At 45.7% G+C, this 13,406-nt stretch carries 11 protein-coding genes; 7 read left to right on the forward strand and 4 right to left on the reverse strand.

The genetic code is table 11. The annotated features are described in order from the left end of the window. Nucleotides 1-4: 4 nt before the first annotated feature. Nucleotides 5-1,042 (forward strand): phospholipase A, encoded by a 1,038-nt coding sequence (locus FXV75_RS05000; protein ID WP_262368464.1) that lies wholly within the window; start codon nucleotides 5-7, stop codon nucleotides 1,040-1,042. Between the two features lie 60 nt (nucleotides 1,043-1,102). On the opposite strand, the gene FXV75_RS05005 is transcribed toward FXV75_RS05000, so the two are convergent. Next, nucleotides 1,103-2,026: a dienelactone hydrolase family protein gene (locus FXV75_RS05005; protein ID WP_148831467.1), complete on the reverse strand. Its 924-nt coding sequence runs from the start codon at nucleotides 2,024-2,026 to the stop codon at nucleotides 1,103-1,105. 396 nt (nucleotides 2,027-2,422) lie between these two features. After that, a complete protein-coding gene (locus tag FXV75_RS05010; protein ID WP_187424847.1) occupies nucleotides 2,423-3,526 on the reverse strand; it encodes a transposase in 1,104 nt (367 codons plus the stop codon). A gap of 91 nt (nucleotides 3,527-3,617) precedes the next feature. On the opposite strand from FXV75_RS05010, the gene folM reads away from it, so the two are divergent. The 3 genes from folM (at nucleotide 3,618) to FXV75_RS05025 (ending at nucleotide 5,584) form a co-directional block, all read left to right on the forward strand. Further along, nucleotides 3,618-4,424 (forward strand): dihydromonapterin reductase, encoded by an 807-nt coding sequence (gene folM, locus FXV75_RS05015; protein ID WP_316247088.1) that lies wholly within the window; start codon nucleotides 3,618-3,620, stop codon nucleotides 4,422-4,424. Nucleotides 4,425-4,493: 69 nt separating this feature from the next. Beyond that, nucleotides 4,494-5,177 carry a GTP cyclohydrolase I FolE gene (folE, locus tag FXV75_RS05020; RefSeq protein ID WP_148831468.1) on the forward strand — a complete coding sequence of 228 codons (684 nt, stop codon included), beginning with the start codon at nucleotides 4,494-4,496 and terminating at the stop codon, nucleotides 5,175-5,177. Nucleotides 5,178-5,308: 131 nt separating this feature from the next. Continuing rightward, entirely contained in the window at nucleotides 5,309-5,584 is a 276-nt protein-coding gene (locus FXV75_RS05025) for a hypothetical protein (RefSeq protein ID WP_148831469.1), read from the forward strand. 49 nt (nucleotides 5,585-5,633) lie between these two features. Here FXV75_RS05025 and FXV75_RS05030 read toward each other — a convergent pair whose 3' ends face one another. Then, a complete protein-coding gene (locus FXV75_RS05030) occupies nucleotides 5,634-6,845 on the reverse strand; it encodes an MFS transporter (RefSeq protein WP_148831470.1) in 1,212 nt (403 codons plus the stop codon). Between the two features lie 128 nt (nucleotides 6,846-6,973). Further along, a complete protein-coding gene (locus FXV75_RS05035; protein ID WP_148831471.1) occupies nucleotides 6,974-7,897 on the reverse strand; it encodes a helix-turn-helix domain-containing protein in 924 nt (307 codons plus the stop codon). 216 nt (nucleotides 7,898-8,113) lie between these two features. On the opposite strand from FXV75_RS05035, the gene FXV75_RS05040 reads away from it, so the two are divergent. From FXV75_RS05040 to FXV75_RS05050, 3 genes are all read left to right on the forward strand, one after another. Further along, nucleotides 8,114-9,631 (forward strand): aldehyde dehydrogenase family protein, encoded by a 1,518-nt coding sequence (locus FXV75_RS05040; protein WP_148831472.1) that lies wholly within the window; start codon nucleotides 8,114-8,116, stop codon nucleotides 9,629-9,631. Nucleotides 9,632-9,975: 344 nt separating this feature from the next. Then, nucleotides 9,976-11,358, forward strand: a complete 1,383-nt coding sequence (locus FXV75_RS05045) for an L-serine ammonia-lyase (RefSeq protein WP_148831473.1) — start codon at nucleotides 9,976-9,978, stop codon at nucleotides 11,356-11,358. A 346-nt stretch (nucleotides 11,359-11,704) separates the two neighbouring features. After that, nucleotides 11,705-13,279: an inorganic phosphate transporter gene (locus FXV75_RS05050; RefSeq protein WP_148831474.1), complete on the forward strand. Its 1,575-nt coding sequence runs from the start codon at nucleotides 11,705-11,707 to the stop codon at nucleotides 13,277-13,279. Nucleotides 13,280-13,406 lie beyond the last annotated feature (127 nt).

The raw sequence follows: 13,406 nt of genomic DNA on the forward strand, positions 1-13,406 counted from the left end.
ATTGATGAAAGTAATACCTTGTTCAGCAACGCTGTTTTCAATAATGCTGAGCTGTATGTTGCTGCCCAGCAAGCTTTGGGCGCAGGTCGACGACTCCGCATCCAACGGTGATCCCGCTAAAGATCAGATAATCAGTGGGCCATTGCTTCGGAGTGAGTGGTTGCCGGAGAGTGAGGCAGCCACTTCTTATTTTCCGGAAGAGCCTGAAGTACCAGAATCCATTGTTAAGCGCGCTAAAGATGATAATGGACTTTTTCAGCAAAGAGAAAATCGAGAAGCATCGACGGTGAATAATCCATTTGTTTTAACACCGCATAAACCTAATTATTTTTTACCCATCGCCTATACGTCAAACCCAAATGATCGTGCATTTTTAGGCGATGATGCGGGAACAGAAAGTTTAGACAGCGTGGAATTTAAGTTTCAACTAAGTTTAAAATTCCCCGTCGCTTATGACATAGTCGGTCGCAATACAAGTTTGTGGTTTGCCTACACACAGCAGGCCTATTGGCAATCGTATAACAGCGATATTTCTGCACCGTTTCGCGACACCAACCATGAGCCAGAAGCGTTTATTGTGACAAAACCAAAAAACGGTTTTTTAGGTATCAAGCCAAACTACGTGGCTTATGGGTTTAACCATCAGTCGAATGGGCAGTCTGGGGATTTATCTCGTTCATGGAACCGATTTTACGTCGATTTCATGTTTGAATTGGGCGACACCGCGTTTTCTATTAAGCCTTGGTATCGAATTCCTGAAAATGTCGAATTAGATGATAATCCGAATATCGAAAATTATTATGGTTACGGTGAATTGAACCTGATTCACGTTGTGGATGACTACACCATCGATGTGATGTTCAGAAACAATTTAAAACCCTCCGATAACCGAGGCGCGATTCAGGTCGGGTTCACTTTCCCTTTATGGGGAAAAACCCGTGGTTACGTGCAATATTTTAATGGTTATGGTCAATCTTTGCTGGATTATAACCATCAAACTCAGTCATTGGGGGTAGGGATAATGTTGACCAATTGGCTTTAAACTGAAAAGCGCTGTCGCTTTTGTCAAACGGACAGCGCTATTTATACGCTCAATGCAAGGTTAAGACATCAATGTTTGTTTAAAGAAATTAACGGTTCTTTCCCAGGCAAGCTCGGCGTTTTTTTCTTGGTAACGAGCCGTTGAATCATTGTGGAAGCCATGATTGGCGTTAGCGTATGTAAAAGCCGTGTAATTAACTTGGTTGGCTTTTAATGCTGTTTCGTAGTCTGGCCACGTGGCATTTACCCGTTGATCTAATTCGGCGAAGTGCAATTGCAGCGGCGCCTTGATATTCTCTGTGTTAGATTTAGCCGGTGTACCGTAATAGGGGGCGCCTGCATGAATGGTATCTGGCATGTTAGCCGCTAGAGCGTTGGTCAAGTAACCGCCGTAGCAAAACCCAACCATTCCAACTTTTCCGGTACTAAAAGTGTGATGTTTCAATAAGGTAGCGGCGTCCATGAAGTCACCTTCAATTTTATCGCCATCCATTGTTTTCTGCATGGCACGGCCTTCATCATCGTTGCCTGGGTAACCGCCCAGTGGAAACAGAGCATCAGGTGCAAAGGCAATAAAACCCACTTTGGCCAATCGACGCGCCACGTCTTCGATGTAAGGGTTTAGTCCGCGGTTTTCATGAGCAACCAGAACGGCTGGCGCTTTATTGTCCATGTTTACGCCTTTGGGAACCACCAAATAACCACGCGCTTTTCCGTGACCATTAGGGGAGTCGTATTCCACATAGCTTGCAGTGATGTCAGGGTCATTGAATGAAATCTGCTCGGCCAGTGCGTAGTTTGGAGTTAGTGCGCTCGCCACAACAGACAGTGTCAATCCTGTTACGCTCAGCGTACCAAGACGAGATAAGAAAGTGCGGCGATCAATATCACCGTGAGCGTATTCGTCATACCAATCAAACGCTTGCTGGGGGATGGTGCTAGTGGTTTTACTTTTGTTGTTAGACCGATCGATAAATAAAGTCATTTCAATTCCTTCTTAATTCGGTGAGTAAATCAAAGAATAACGTGCTGGTTAGAGCTCGGTGTTCTGAAGTGGTTCAATAGTTACGGAGGAAAAAATACATCAGATGACATTTATTGATCTTTTTCAAATGTCGCTTCGTATTGTAATTTAGTGTTAGCACATTATTGACATCGCAGTCGCGACCGAGCATCTTGCAAAACTAATAGCCAACCCATTTGTGGATAACTTATCGCCCTTTTAGAGGCTGTTTTTTTACTCAGTTAAGCATGTGTTTCTATGCATTTTCTATTTTGACTAGGTCGTCATCGCTTTTCTCTCTTTTTTGATCATAGCGGCTCGTTCTGTGACCACCCCAGAAGCACAATATCCTCGATACATGACTTATTTTTCTGCGATTTATTGCCGCAGTCGAAGCAGTTGATCGACACTCAGTACTAAAATGCCAAACATCAGGTGACTCATGACTTTTACCTCACCACGTACCCAGATGTGTCGACCTCCGAACTCATCCTTGAGTCGGCCATTGGCTCGTTCTGCGCCCGAACGTTCCCGATAACGCACCGTATCGGCGGGTTCAAATCCTTCTTTCTCGCCCCCTCTGGGGTTGTGATCTATCAGGGGCACATGCCCTAACTCTCTACTGTGCTCATGCAGGTCAATACTGCAGTAGGCGGCGTCCATCAGATCATAAAGGTTGGTCACCCTCGCCGCACTGATGTGAGACAGAGGGATGGCGGCACGGCTGTCATGCATGGAGGCTGAGGACAGCAAAGCGGAGATGGGGACGCCACAGTCTGCAATGTCTAGATGCAGTTTGTAGCCATTCCAGCTGTTTTTATAGCCTTGAGCATTGCATTTTGTGCCACGACGGCAATCAACCGGGATCTCTTTAAGCATCTCTTCTAGGCATTGGGTACGTTGCCGTGCCACATTGAATTTGATCGGGCGGTTTTCATCTTTGTCCTTGCGGGGCCGCCCTTTAAGCTTAGGTTTATCCGTGTCCACTTTGTCGATCTTTTGTGGACGTTCTCTCACCTTAATCGCCGTCCCGTCTCGGCTGATATGCCCAATGAGACGATCTCCAAAGTGCATTTTGATCAGCACCTCGTGGGCACGTTCGGCCAACTTATCTTTGGCAAACGTCTCGAACGCACGAGAAAAAGTCGAGGCTGAGGGCAGTTTCTTATGAAGCGGAAATCCACAGATTCGCTGTAATGCTTTGTCCATGTTTAGGCGTTCTATTAGATGCACCGTGGTGGTAAGCCCAAGCACTACCTTGGCAACAAACGCGTTGGCTAACCAAGCGAGTTCATGGGGAGGACGCCCCGTCCGATACGAAAAGCGTGTCACAAACTCTTCGATGCGAGACCATTCCAAGATATGAATCAGTTTTTCAAGTTTTGGGGTCAACAAGCCTATTTCTTGGTGTAAAGCAGGAATCAATTGGCCTTGAACGATTTGCCAGCGTTGCATTATTTGTTGGGGCGTCGTAGCATTCATAGAGTGGGTATGTCGATGTTGTGTGAGAACGCTATCGTCGCCGGAAACGGCAGCCCACGTCTTCTCTTTTTTCGTTATTCCACGAATAGATATGGCTTATATCGACAGTTTTGCAATTACCTCGACCTTAAAAGTGTTTCGTTACTTCAATTCAACTCAACAGGAATGTAAGCAAATGACGCGTAAATTGCCGATTATTATTACGGGAGGAGGCCAGCGTTTGGGATTAGCTTGTGCAAAAAAACTGTTATCTCAAGGCGGTAATGTAATTGTTACTTATCGAAACAATCGTGAAAATTTAGCTTCTCTCGAATCGCAAGGCGCAGTCTGTATTAAAGCGGACTTTTCAACAGTGTCCGGTGTTGAGGCGTTTATCACACACATACAGGAACATTATCCAGCATTGGGTGGCATCATTCACAATGCTTCTGAATGGGTGTCAGAAGACAGTGGGGAAGACGCTGCCTGGTTAATGGAAAAAATGTGGCAAGTGCATGTATTTGCCCCTTATCGTATGAATCTTGCTTTTGAAGCTTTATTATGTGCCGGCTCTGAGCAAGACGGTCAGGCTGATATTATTCATATGACAGATTATGTGGCGGAGAAGGGCAGTGATAAGCACATCGCTTACGCGGCCAGCAAAGCGGGGCTAGCCAATCTCACGCATTCCTTTGCTAAACGTTTTGCGCCGCATATCAAGGTAAATTCAATCGCGCCATCGTTGTTAATGTTTAATCATGGCGATGACCCTGAATACCGTACTAAGGCGTTAAATAAATCACTGCTTCGAACGGAGCCGGGTGAACAAGAAGGTGTACTTGCGGTGCAGTACATATTAAACAGTCGCTATATGACAGGTCGAACCTTGTCACTTGATGGAGGTCGTCATTTGGTTTAACTCACCACATGATGCATTTTTTGAACGCCTCTAATGCAAGGGGCAAGGTACTCAACTTAGGACAAAATTATGAAAGCCAATACCGCTGAGCAGCTCAATGTAAATCGCCTAGTGTTGTCTGATGAAGCGATAAAAGTACGCGATGCTTTAATGAAAACCGGTTTAGAAACCCCGATGATTGATAACGGGCTAACAAGCGAAGAGAAATATCAACGCATTAAAAGTGCTTTTGAAGATGTTGTAACCACCCTTGGTCTTGACTTAACTGACGACAGCTTAGCTGAAACACCACATCGTATTGCTAAAATGTACGTGAGAGAGATTTTTTCTGGACTGGACTACAGCCAATTTCCAAAAATCTCAGTCATTGAAAATAAAATGAAAGTCGATGAGATGGTGAAAGTAAGTGACATCAGCTTTACCAGTACCTGTGAACATCACTTTGTGACCATAGATGGTTTAGCAAAAGTCGCTTATTTGCCAAAAGACAAAATCATTGGCCTGTCCAAAATTAATCGTATTGTGCGTTTTTTTGCACAACGTCCACAAGTGCAAGAGCGCTTAACTCAGCAAATTTTAGTAACCTTGCAAACCTTACTAGAAACCAACAACGTCGCCGTTAGCATCAGTGCGGTTCACTATTGCGTGAAATCACGCGGTGTTATGGACGCCAGCTCTTCGACTCAGACCACTGCACTGGGTGGATTGTTTAAACGCAGCGACAAAACACGCGGTGAGTTTTTGGCTAACTGATGTTTTCACAGCCCAAATCGTAAAATAATGTGTACACGAAAGAGCCTATTTATATAGGCTCTTTTTTTTATGTGCTTTTCGCAGCGAGGGTGACACAATAGCGGGATGATTTTATGGCTAGAGTGTAGGGTATGACGAGCAAAAAAGACGTATGGTTTCCTGCTAAGAAGAATGGCTGGGGTTGGGGTAAGCCGGTTGTTTGGCAGGGTTGGGTGGTAATGGTGTCGTATTTGTTGACGATTACCCTGTTTAGCTATGTGTACGATCCTAAAGTCGAGTTGTTTAACTGGTCTGTGGCGATTGGAATGTGTACTTTGGTGCTGATTGCCATGTACATTTGGAAAGGTGAAGCGCCCAGCTGGACCTGGAAAGCGATCGAGAAAGACAAGCGCCGCTGGTTTAAATAAGCGGCGGTTTAGGTCGTGTGTTGCTGGCAATAGACGAGTGAGTTATAGATTATTCGTTTTCTTTGTCGAGCCTTTGGCGCTTCAAGAGATCGGGAAATAAGTACATCCAGATCCCAACCACGGCGACGGTGCCCACCCCGCCGATCACAATGGCGGGCACCACGCCAAACCACGCGGCAGTGACCCCAGATTCAAATTCTCCTAATTGATTAGAGCTGCCGATAAACACTGAATTGGCGGCACTGACTCGTCCTCGCATGTCGTCTGGTGTTTCTAATTGCACCAATGTGGATCGAATAACAACGCTTATCATGTCTGAAGCGCCAAGTAATACCAAAGCGATCATTGAGAGCATCAGGTGCTCAGATAAGCCAAATAAAATGGTCGCTACTCCAAAGATGGCGACCGCCGCAAACATGATTTTCCCAACACTGTGAGTCAGCGGGTGTCGCGCCAAATAAATAGACATCAGCAAAGCGCCAAGCGCCGGTGCGCAGCGCAGCAACCCTAGCCCCCACGCCTCAGTGTGAAGAATGTCTTTCGCGACAATAGGCAACAAAGCGGTGGCACCACCGAGTAACACCGCAAACATATCCAGCGAAACCGACCCCAGAATGACCTTGTTGTTTTTTATAAAGCGTAACCCACCCAATAAATGTTCCATATCGATGGGCGATTTATTTTTGACGGTAAAGTTATAGCGTAAAAAAAACATGATGGCGCAGGATAATAAGAAACAACTCATGCTCGAAAGGTAAAGCGTGGTAGGTCCCAATAGATAAATCAGTCCGCCGAGTGCGGGACCTGCGATCACCGAAATTTCACGAGCCGAAGCAATAGCGCTCATGGCACGGGATAACATGGCGCTAGGAACCAAGTTGGGAAGAATGGCTTGGTTCGCGGGCATTTCAAACGCTCTTGCGGTGCCGAGTAACGCGGCGCAAAGGTAAATCATATCGGCAGAGATCGTATTATTTAGATTGCCATAGGCCAAAATAGCGACCGTGCTGGCCATGCTTAACCGCGTACACACACAAATGAGACGACGATTATAGCGATCAGCAACATGGCCGACTACCAAGGTTAATAATAGCTGAGGCAAGAACTGGCAAAGCCCCACTAAGCCAAGTGCCATAGGGCTGTTGGTTAGGTCGTACATTTGCCAGCCGATGCCCACGCTTAGCATTTGGAAAGCGAATGAAGAAGCGATTTGTCCAATCCAATAATGAACAAAATTTGGGTGTGTAAATAACGATGGCATTGGGTTGCTCGCCTTGCGGTAGGGTAGGTACATGACTAAAAAAGGTAATGCTACCTATTCTATACTGAGTGACTCACAACAGGTCTTTTTAAACGCTGTTTTGCTTATTAATACCCATAAAACTTGTATTATGAATTGAGCTTGGTCTGGGTGGCTTGTCGGGGCGAGATGCCAAAATGCTGGTGGAAGCGTCGACTAAAGTGACTCAAACTTAAATAGCCTAACTCGTACGTTACCTCGGTGACCGAACATTTCTCTTGCAGGCGCTGGTAGGCGCGGCTCATTCTGCGTTGGTGCTGGTATTCCATCGGTGTGCACCCTAGCTGACGTTTAAAGCTGTCGTAAAATCGACTGCGACTCATGCACGCCATTTTGGCGAGCTGATGGATGTCTAAAGGCAGTGCGAGGTTGTGTTCAATCCATTGCATTACACAGGTTAGCCCGTTTGCATCGGGCGTTTGTTGCGTAAAGCGCAACAGGGCGTCTCGGCCGTGGTGACGAATAATTCGTGTCACCAATTCGCTGACACCAAAATCCACTAATAAATCGCGGTCTGGGTCATTGCGGATAAAGTCACTCGTCAGTCTGTCGATGACTTGCTGGGTCCCTTGCGTATGCAAGGAGTGCAAATGTTGGTTTGGATCAAGCTCCATACCATTGGGCCGTGTTTCGACCATGATGTCGTTCATGCGATCGCAAATTTGCGCGACACGTTCTTGAGAAATGGCAATGGTCAGGCAGGTGGTGGGTTTTAGATGTTGAGCTTCGGGGAAATCAATAAAAACTTCTTCCTCCGGCGCCAATATAAAAGACTCATGCGGGAGGAAAGGGATGTTGTCATGCGCTTTAGTGTGCATGACTTTTGCCCCTGTTACCATACCACAATACAGTAGTGAGTCGGCCTTTAAGCTGACTTTTTGGGCTTGTTCGTAGGTATCATAGATACTTAATTCAGAATGCGGTCCAGCAAAGCAAACACGGTTTTCGACCAACTGAACGGGTGTACGTTTGTATTTTGACAGTGTTATTTCTGCTGACACAGTAGAGTCCATTTACCCACCTCTTTTATTTTCTTTATGCGGCGTGGCCTGTTTGAGTCTCTACATAATCACTCTTGCGTGTTCTTGGGTCAATACCAAAAATTGATGAGATATGGATAGCCAGACAAGTTTCATGGACTCACAGGCAAGTTTTTTGGATTCATTGTTTCTACAGTAGAAGGCAAGGTTATGACGTGAACTAAAAACAACAATAATGGAGATGACACAATGATTTATGCTAAACCGGGTTCTGCAGGCAGCTTGATTACCTTTGATGCTGAATATGGCAATTTCATCGGTGGAGAATGGGTGGCTCCGGTCAAGGGGCAATACTTTGATAACATCAGCCCTGTTGATGGCGAAGTATTTTGTCGTATCCCTCGCTCAACAGAAGAAGATATTAATCTCGCCCTTGACGCGGCCCATTCGGCGCGTGCGGCATGGGGTAAAACGTCCGTTACCAATCGTTCTAATATTTTGTTAAAAATCGCGGATCGTATCGAACAGAACTTAGAAGCCTTGGCTGTGGCCGAAACATGGGACAACGGTAAAGCGGTTCGAGAAACCTTAAACGCAGACATTCCTTTAGCCGCTGATCATTTTCGTTATTTTGCAGGTTGTTTGCGTGCTCAAGAAGGCAGTACGGCCGAGTTAGATGAGCACACGGTGGCTTACCATTTTCATGAGCCTTTAGGGGTGGTCGGTCAAATTATTCCTTGGAATTTTCCGATACTAATGGCCGCTTGGAAGCTAGCACCCGCACTCGCGGCGGGTAACTGTGTGGTACTCAAACCGGCGGAACAAACTCCCGCCTCGATTCTTGAAATGATCAAAGTGATTCAAGATTTACTGCCACCAGGGGTGTTAAATATCGTCAATGGCTACGGTAAAGAAGCCGGTGAGGCCCTTGCGACTAGCAAACGTATCGCCAAAATTGCATTCACCGGGTCAACCCCTGTTGGCTCGCATATTTTGAAATGCGCCGCGGAAAATATCATTCCTTCCAGTGTCGAATTGGGAGGGAAATCACCGAACATTTATTTTGCTGACATCATGAGCCATGAAAAAGAATTCGTCAGCAAGTGTGTCGAAGGTTTGGTGTTGGCGTTCTTTAACCAAGGGGAAGTGTGTACGTGTCCGTCTCGAGCGCTTGTTCACGAGTCAATTTACGATGAATTCATGGCCATGGTGGTCGAGCGTACGAAGACGATTAAACGTGGTAATCCGTTAGACACGGATGTACAGGTGGGCGCTCAAGCTTCTAAACAGCAATATGAAAAAATCCTTAGCTACATTGAGATCGGTAAGGAAGAAGGCGCCGAATTATTGATTGGTGGGGGAATTGAATCGATTGATGGATTGGAAAAAGGCTTCTACGTACAACCGACCTTGTTTAAAGGCTCCAACAGCATGCGCATTTTCCAAGAAGAAATTTTTGGCCCTGTGGTGAGCGTGACGACCTTTAAAGACGAAGCGGAAGCGTTGGCGATTGCGAATGACAGTGAGTTTGGTTTGGGTGCAGGCGTGTGGACACGTGATACCAATTTGGCGTACCGCATGGGCCGCAACTTAGAAGCAGGCCGCGTATGGATGAACTGCTATCATCAGTATCCTGCCCACTCTGCGTTTGGTGGCTATAAGAAATCTGGCGTGGGTCGTGAAACTCATAAAATGGCACTTGAACATTATCAGCAAACCAAAAACATGTTGGTGAGCTACGACGTTAATCCTCTCGGGTTTTTCTAATCCGGCGGGATAAGCAAAGATAAACACACACGAATAAAGTGTTTACATTAAATGACAGACATAAAAACCAAAAGACGGATCGGTCTTTTGGTTTTTTTCGTTTGTGGGTTGTTAAGCGTTTAACGGTAAACGCTACTCGCCGCATCAGGAGCGAATGCGGAGCGGGTATTGGTCTTTAAGCGTCATAAAGTTGCTTATTTGCTCTGTTGAGCAGGATTTAGTGGCGAATCCCGTGTTTCCGATTGGAAACTTAATATCATAAATGCTAATTTCTTACATCAATGATTTTTTGTTATTCATCTTTAGCGTCGTATGGCATTGCTGCCTCGGCAAAGGAAAACACCATGGCCATCAGTTTATTTGACCTTTTCAAAGTGGGGATCGGCCCCTCCAGCTCCCACACCGTTGGCCCAATGGTGGCAGCCAATCAATTTGCCCATCAACTGGAATCACGCGGCTTACTGCCAAGCGTGTGCCGTTTGAAAGTTGACTTATATGGGTCACTGGGTGCAACGGGTAAAGGTCATGGAACCGGAACAGCGGTATTAATGGGGTTAGAAGGTGAATTGCCAGAATCGATCGACCCCAGTGGCGTCAATGATCGCGTAGCAGAAATACAAGCTGTTTCGAAATTAGTATTATTGGCGCATCATGTTGTTGCGATGGATGTTTCAAACGATATTATTTACCACCGTGTTGACCGTTTAGATTTTCATGCCAATGGCATGGTGCTTGTGGCGTTTGATGGTCAAGGTGCTGTGATGCATCAGGCGACGTTTTATTCAGTCGGTGGTGGCTTTATTGTTCAAGAAGATGAAGATGGTAACGTTGCGCTTGTCGAAGACACAACAGAGTTGCCTCATGTATTCCATAGTGCCGAAACGCTGATCACGCTGTGTCGAGAGCAGGACAAGAGCATCGCACAAATTATGATGGAAAATGAACGACATTGGCGAAGTGACGCCGAGATCAAACAAGGCATTTTATCTATTTGGTCGGTGATGAAAGAGTGCGTTCAACAAGGTATTCGTAACGAAGGTATTTTGCCTGGTGGATTAAAAGTGAAGCGAAGAGCCGCCAGCTTGCACAGAGATCTGAGCAGCAAGACGCGCATGGATATGATTACACCGTCTTTAGGTGCGATGGATTGGGTCAATTTATACGCCCTGGCTGTGAACGAAGAGAATGCCGCGGGCGGTAGGGTGGTCACGGCTCCTACTAACGGTGCGGCTGGCATTATCCCCGCGGTATTGCATTATTATTGGGAGTTTTGCCCACGTTCCAGTGAAGAGGGAATTGTGACTTTTTTCCTAACCGCAGCGGCAATTGGTATGTTGTTTAAAGAAAATGCGTCTATTTCTGGCGCCGAAGTGGGTTGTCAAGGCGAGGTTGGATCAGCTTGTGCGATGGCCGCAGCGGGTTTGGCGGCTGCTACAGGTGGCTCTCCAGAACAAGTAGAAAACGCCGCCGAGATCGGCATGGAGCACAATTTAGGATTAACATGCGATCCCATTGGCGGTCTGGTGCAAGTTCCTTGTATAGAGCGTAATGCTATGGGGTCAATTAAAGCCATTAATTCCGCCAGCATGGCGTTGCGTGGAGACGGTACGCATTATGTGTCGCTCGATAAGGTTATTCGCACCATGCGTGATACCGGTCGAGATATGAATGATAAGTACAAAGAAACCTCACGAGGCGGGCTTGCCGTTAACGTGATTGAGTGCTGATCTGCAGCGTTTGGTATGGCTCTTTTTTATCAACGTATTTAGGCAATCACGGGTCTAAATAGGGCTGTAACAAAACAGTCACATTTCTGTAGTATATTCTTAACAAGCGCCTCAAGGGGTGCTTTTTTCATTCTTTTTATCACCTTGTACACGAGCCGTTTAAGGGTTTTTATCTGTGAATGCTCAGTGTAGAATGGCGTTAAAAATCACATGTTGAGAAATGTGATGTGATGATTTGAGAGCCAAATGAGTTTGGATGCTAGGACAAGCATGTCGTTGATTTTATGCGTGTGACGTGAAAATTGATGGTTTGGCAAAGATTAATATTAGAGACAGAAGAGCCCTTATGGATCTTAAAAATAACCTGAAAGAAGAATCTAGTTTATTAAGTGGTCATGAATTTGTACGTGTATTGATTGCTTTAGCATTCGTGTTGGCGGCTGGTTTTTATGCCTCTAGCCATGGCGCTGGCGTTTCTAACCTTTCTATTCTTGTTATCGCGGCGGCGATTGGCGCTTACATGGCTGTCAATATCGGCGCCAATGACGTAGCGAACAACGTCGGTCCGGCCGTTGGATCGAAAGCTTTGTCTATGACAGGGGCTATACTCATTGCCGCTGTATTCGAAGCCGCTGGTGCCCTTATCGCTGGTGGTACTGTGGTCGGTACGATCAAAAACGGCATTATTAACCCTAACGCTATAGGTGACACAGAAACCTTTATTTGGGTCATGATGGCGGCTTTGCTGGCCGGTGCTATTTGGTTAAACTTAGCGACTTACTTGGGCGCACCAGTGTCCACTACTCACTCTATTGTAGGGGGCGTATTAGGGGCTGGCATTGCAGCGGGTGGCTGGGACATTGCTAACTGGGACAAAATGATCGCTATTGTGGCTAGTTGGATTATTTCCCCAGTAATGGGGGGGGGCATCGCTGCATTGTTTCTGATGTACATTAAACGATCCATTACTTACAAAAATGACATGATTGAATCGGCAAAAAAAGTCGTGCCTGTATTAGTCGCTTTTATGATGTGGGCTTTTTCAACTTATTTGATTTTGAAAGGTTTGAAGAAGATCTGGAAACTGGATTTCATCAGCGCAAGTTTGGTCGGTTTTGCCATTGCTTTAACCGTGTACTTTGTTGTGCGTCCTATCGTGGATAAGGCCGCTTCTGCCTTAAAAAATGATAAAGATGCTGTAAACAGTCTATTTACTATTCCTTTAATTGTATCGGCGGCGCTGTTAAGTTTTGCCCATGGTGCCAATGATGTCGCTAACGCGATTGGGCCATTAGCGGCGATTAACGACGCTTTGATGACAGGCGCTGTTTCTGCCAAAGCTGCAATTCCTCTTTGGATTATGCTAGTGGGTGGTGTCGGTATTGCGGTTGGTTTGGCACTATTTGGCCCTAAATTGATCAAAACAGTAGGCTCAGAAATCACAGAATTGGATAAAACCAGAGCATTTTGTGTTGCTATGGCAGCGGCGATTACGGTGATTATTGCCTCTCAGCTGGGGTTACCGGTGAGTTCTACACACATTGCAGTAGGTGGGATCTTTGGTGTGGGTTTTCTTCGTGAGTACTTGAAGTTATCCTACGAGAAAAAACTGTCTGGTATTATTGCACATTCAGAATCCGCAGGTCACAACGGTCAACAGACTCAAGTTTTTGTTAAACGCTTTAAGCTGGCCGATGTTGAAGAGAAGCGTGCTATTCTGAAAGAATTAAAAGCGGCTCAATCGGCTTCTCCTATTTCTTCTTCAGAACGCAGAGGGTTGAAGAAAGCGACTAAAAAAGAGCTTGTTAAGCGTTCAGCCTTGTTTAGAATCGCAGCGGCTTGGGTAATTACGGTTCCTGCGTCGGCGACACTGTCTGCTATTATATTTTATATGCTGTTAGGTTTTTCTGTTTCTCGATAAATCCATTTTCAGCATTCAAAAAAAGATCAGGCGAACTGGTCTTTTTTTGTTTTTATCACCTCGACAATGTTATATAACATCTTATCATTGTTCAATTTTTACTAATGTTTCAATTAAGAGTAGAGAA

Source organism: Marinomonas sp. IMCC 4694 (assembly GCF_008122525.1).
Classification (GTDB): domain Bacteria; phylum Pseudomonadota; class Gammaproteobacteria; order Pseudomonadales; family Marinomonadaceae; genus Marinomonas.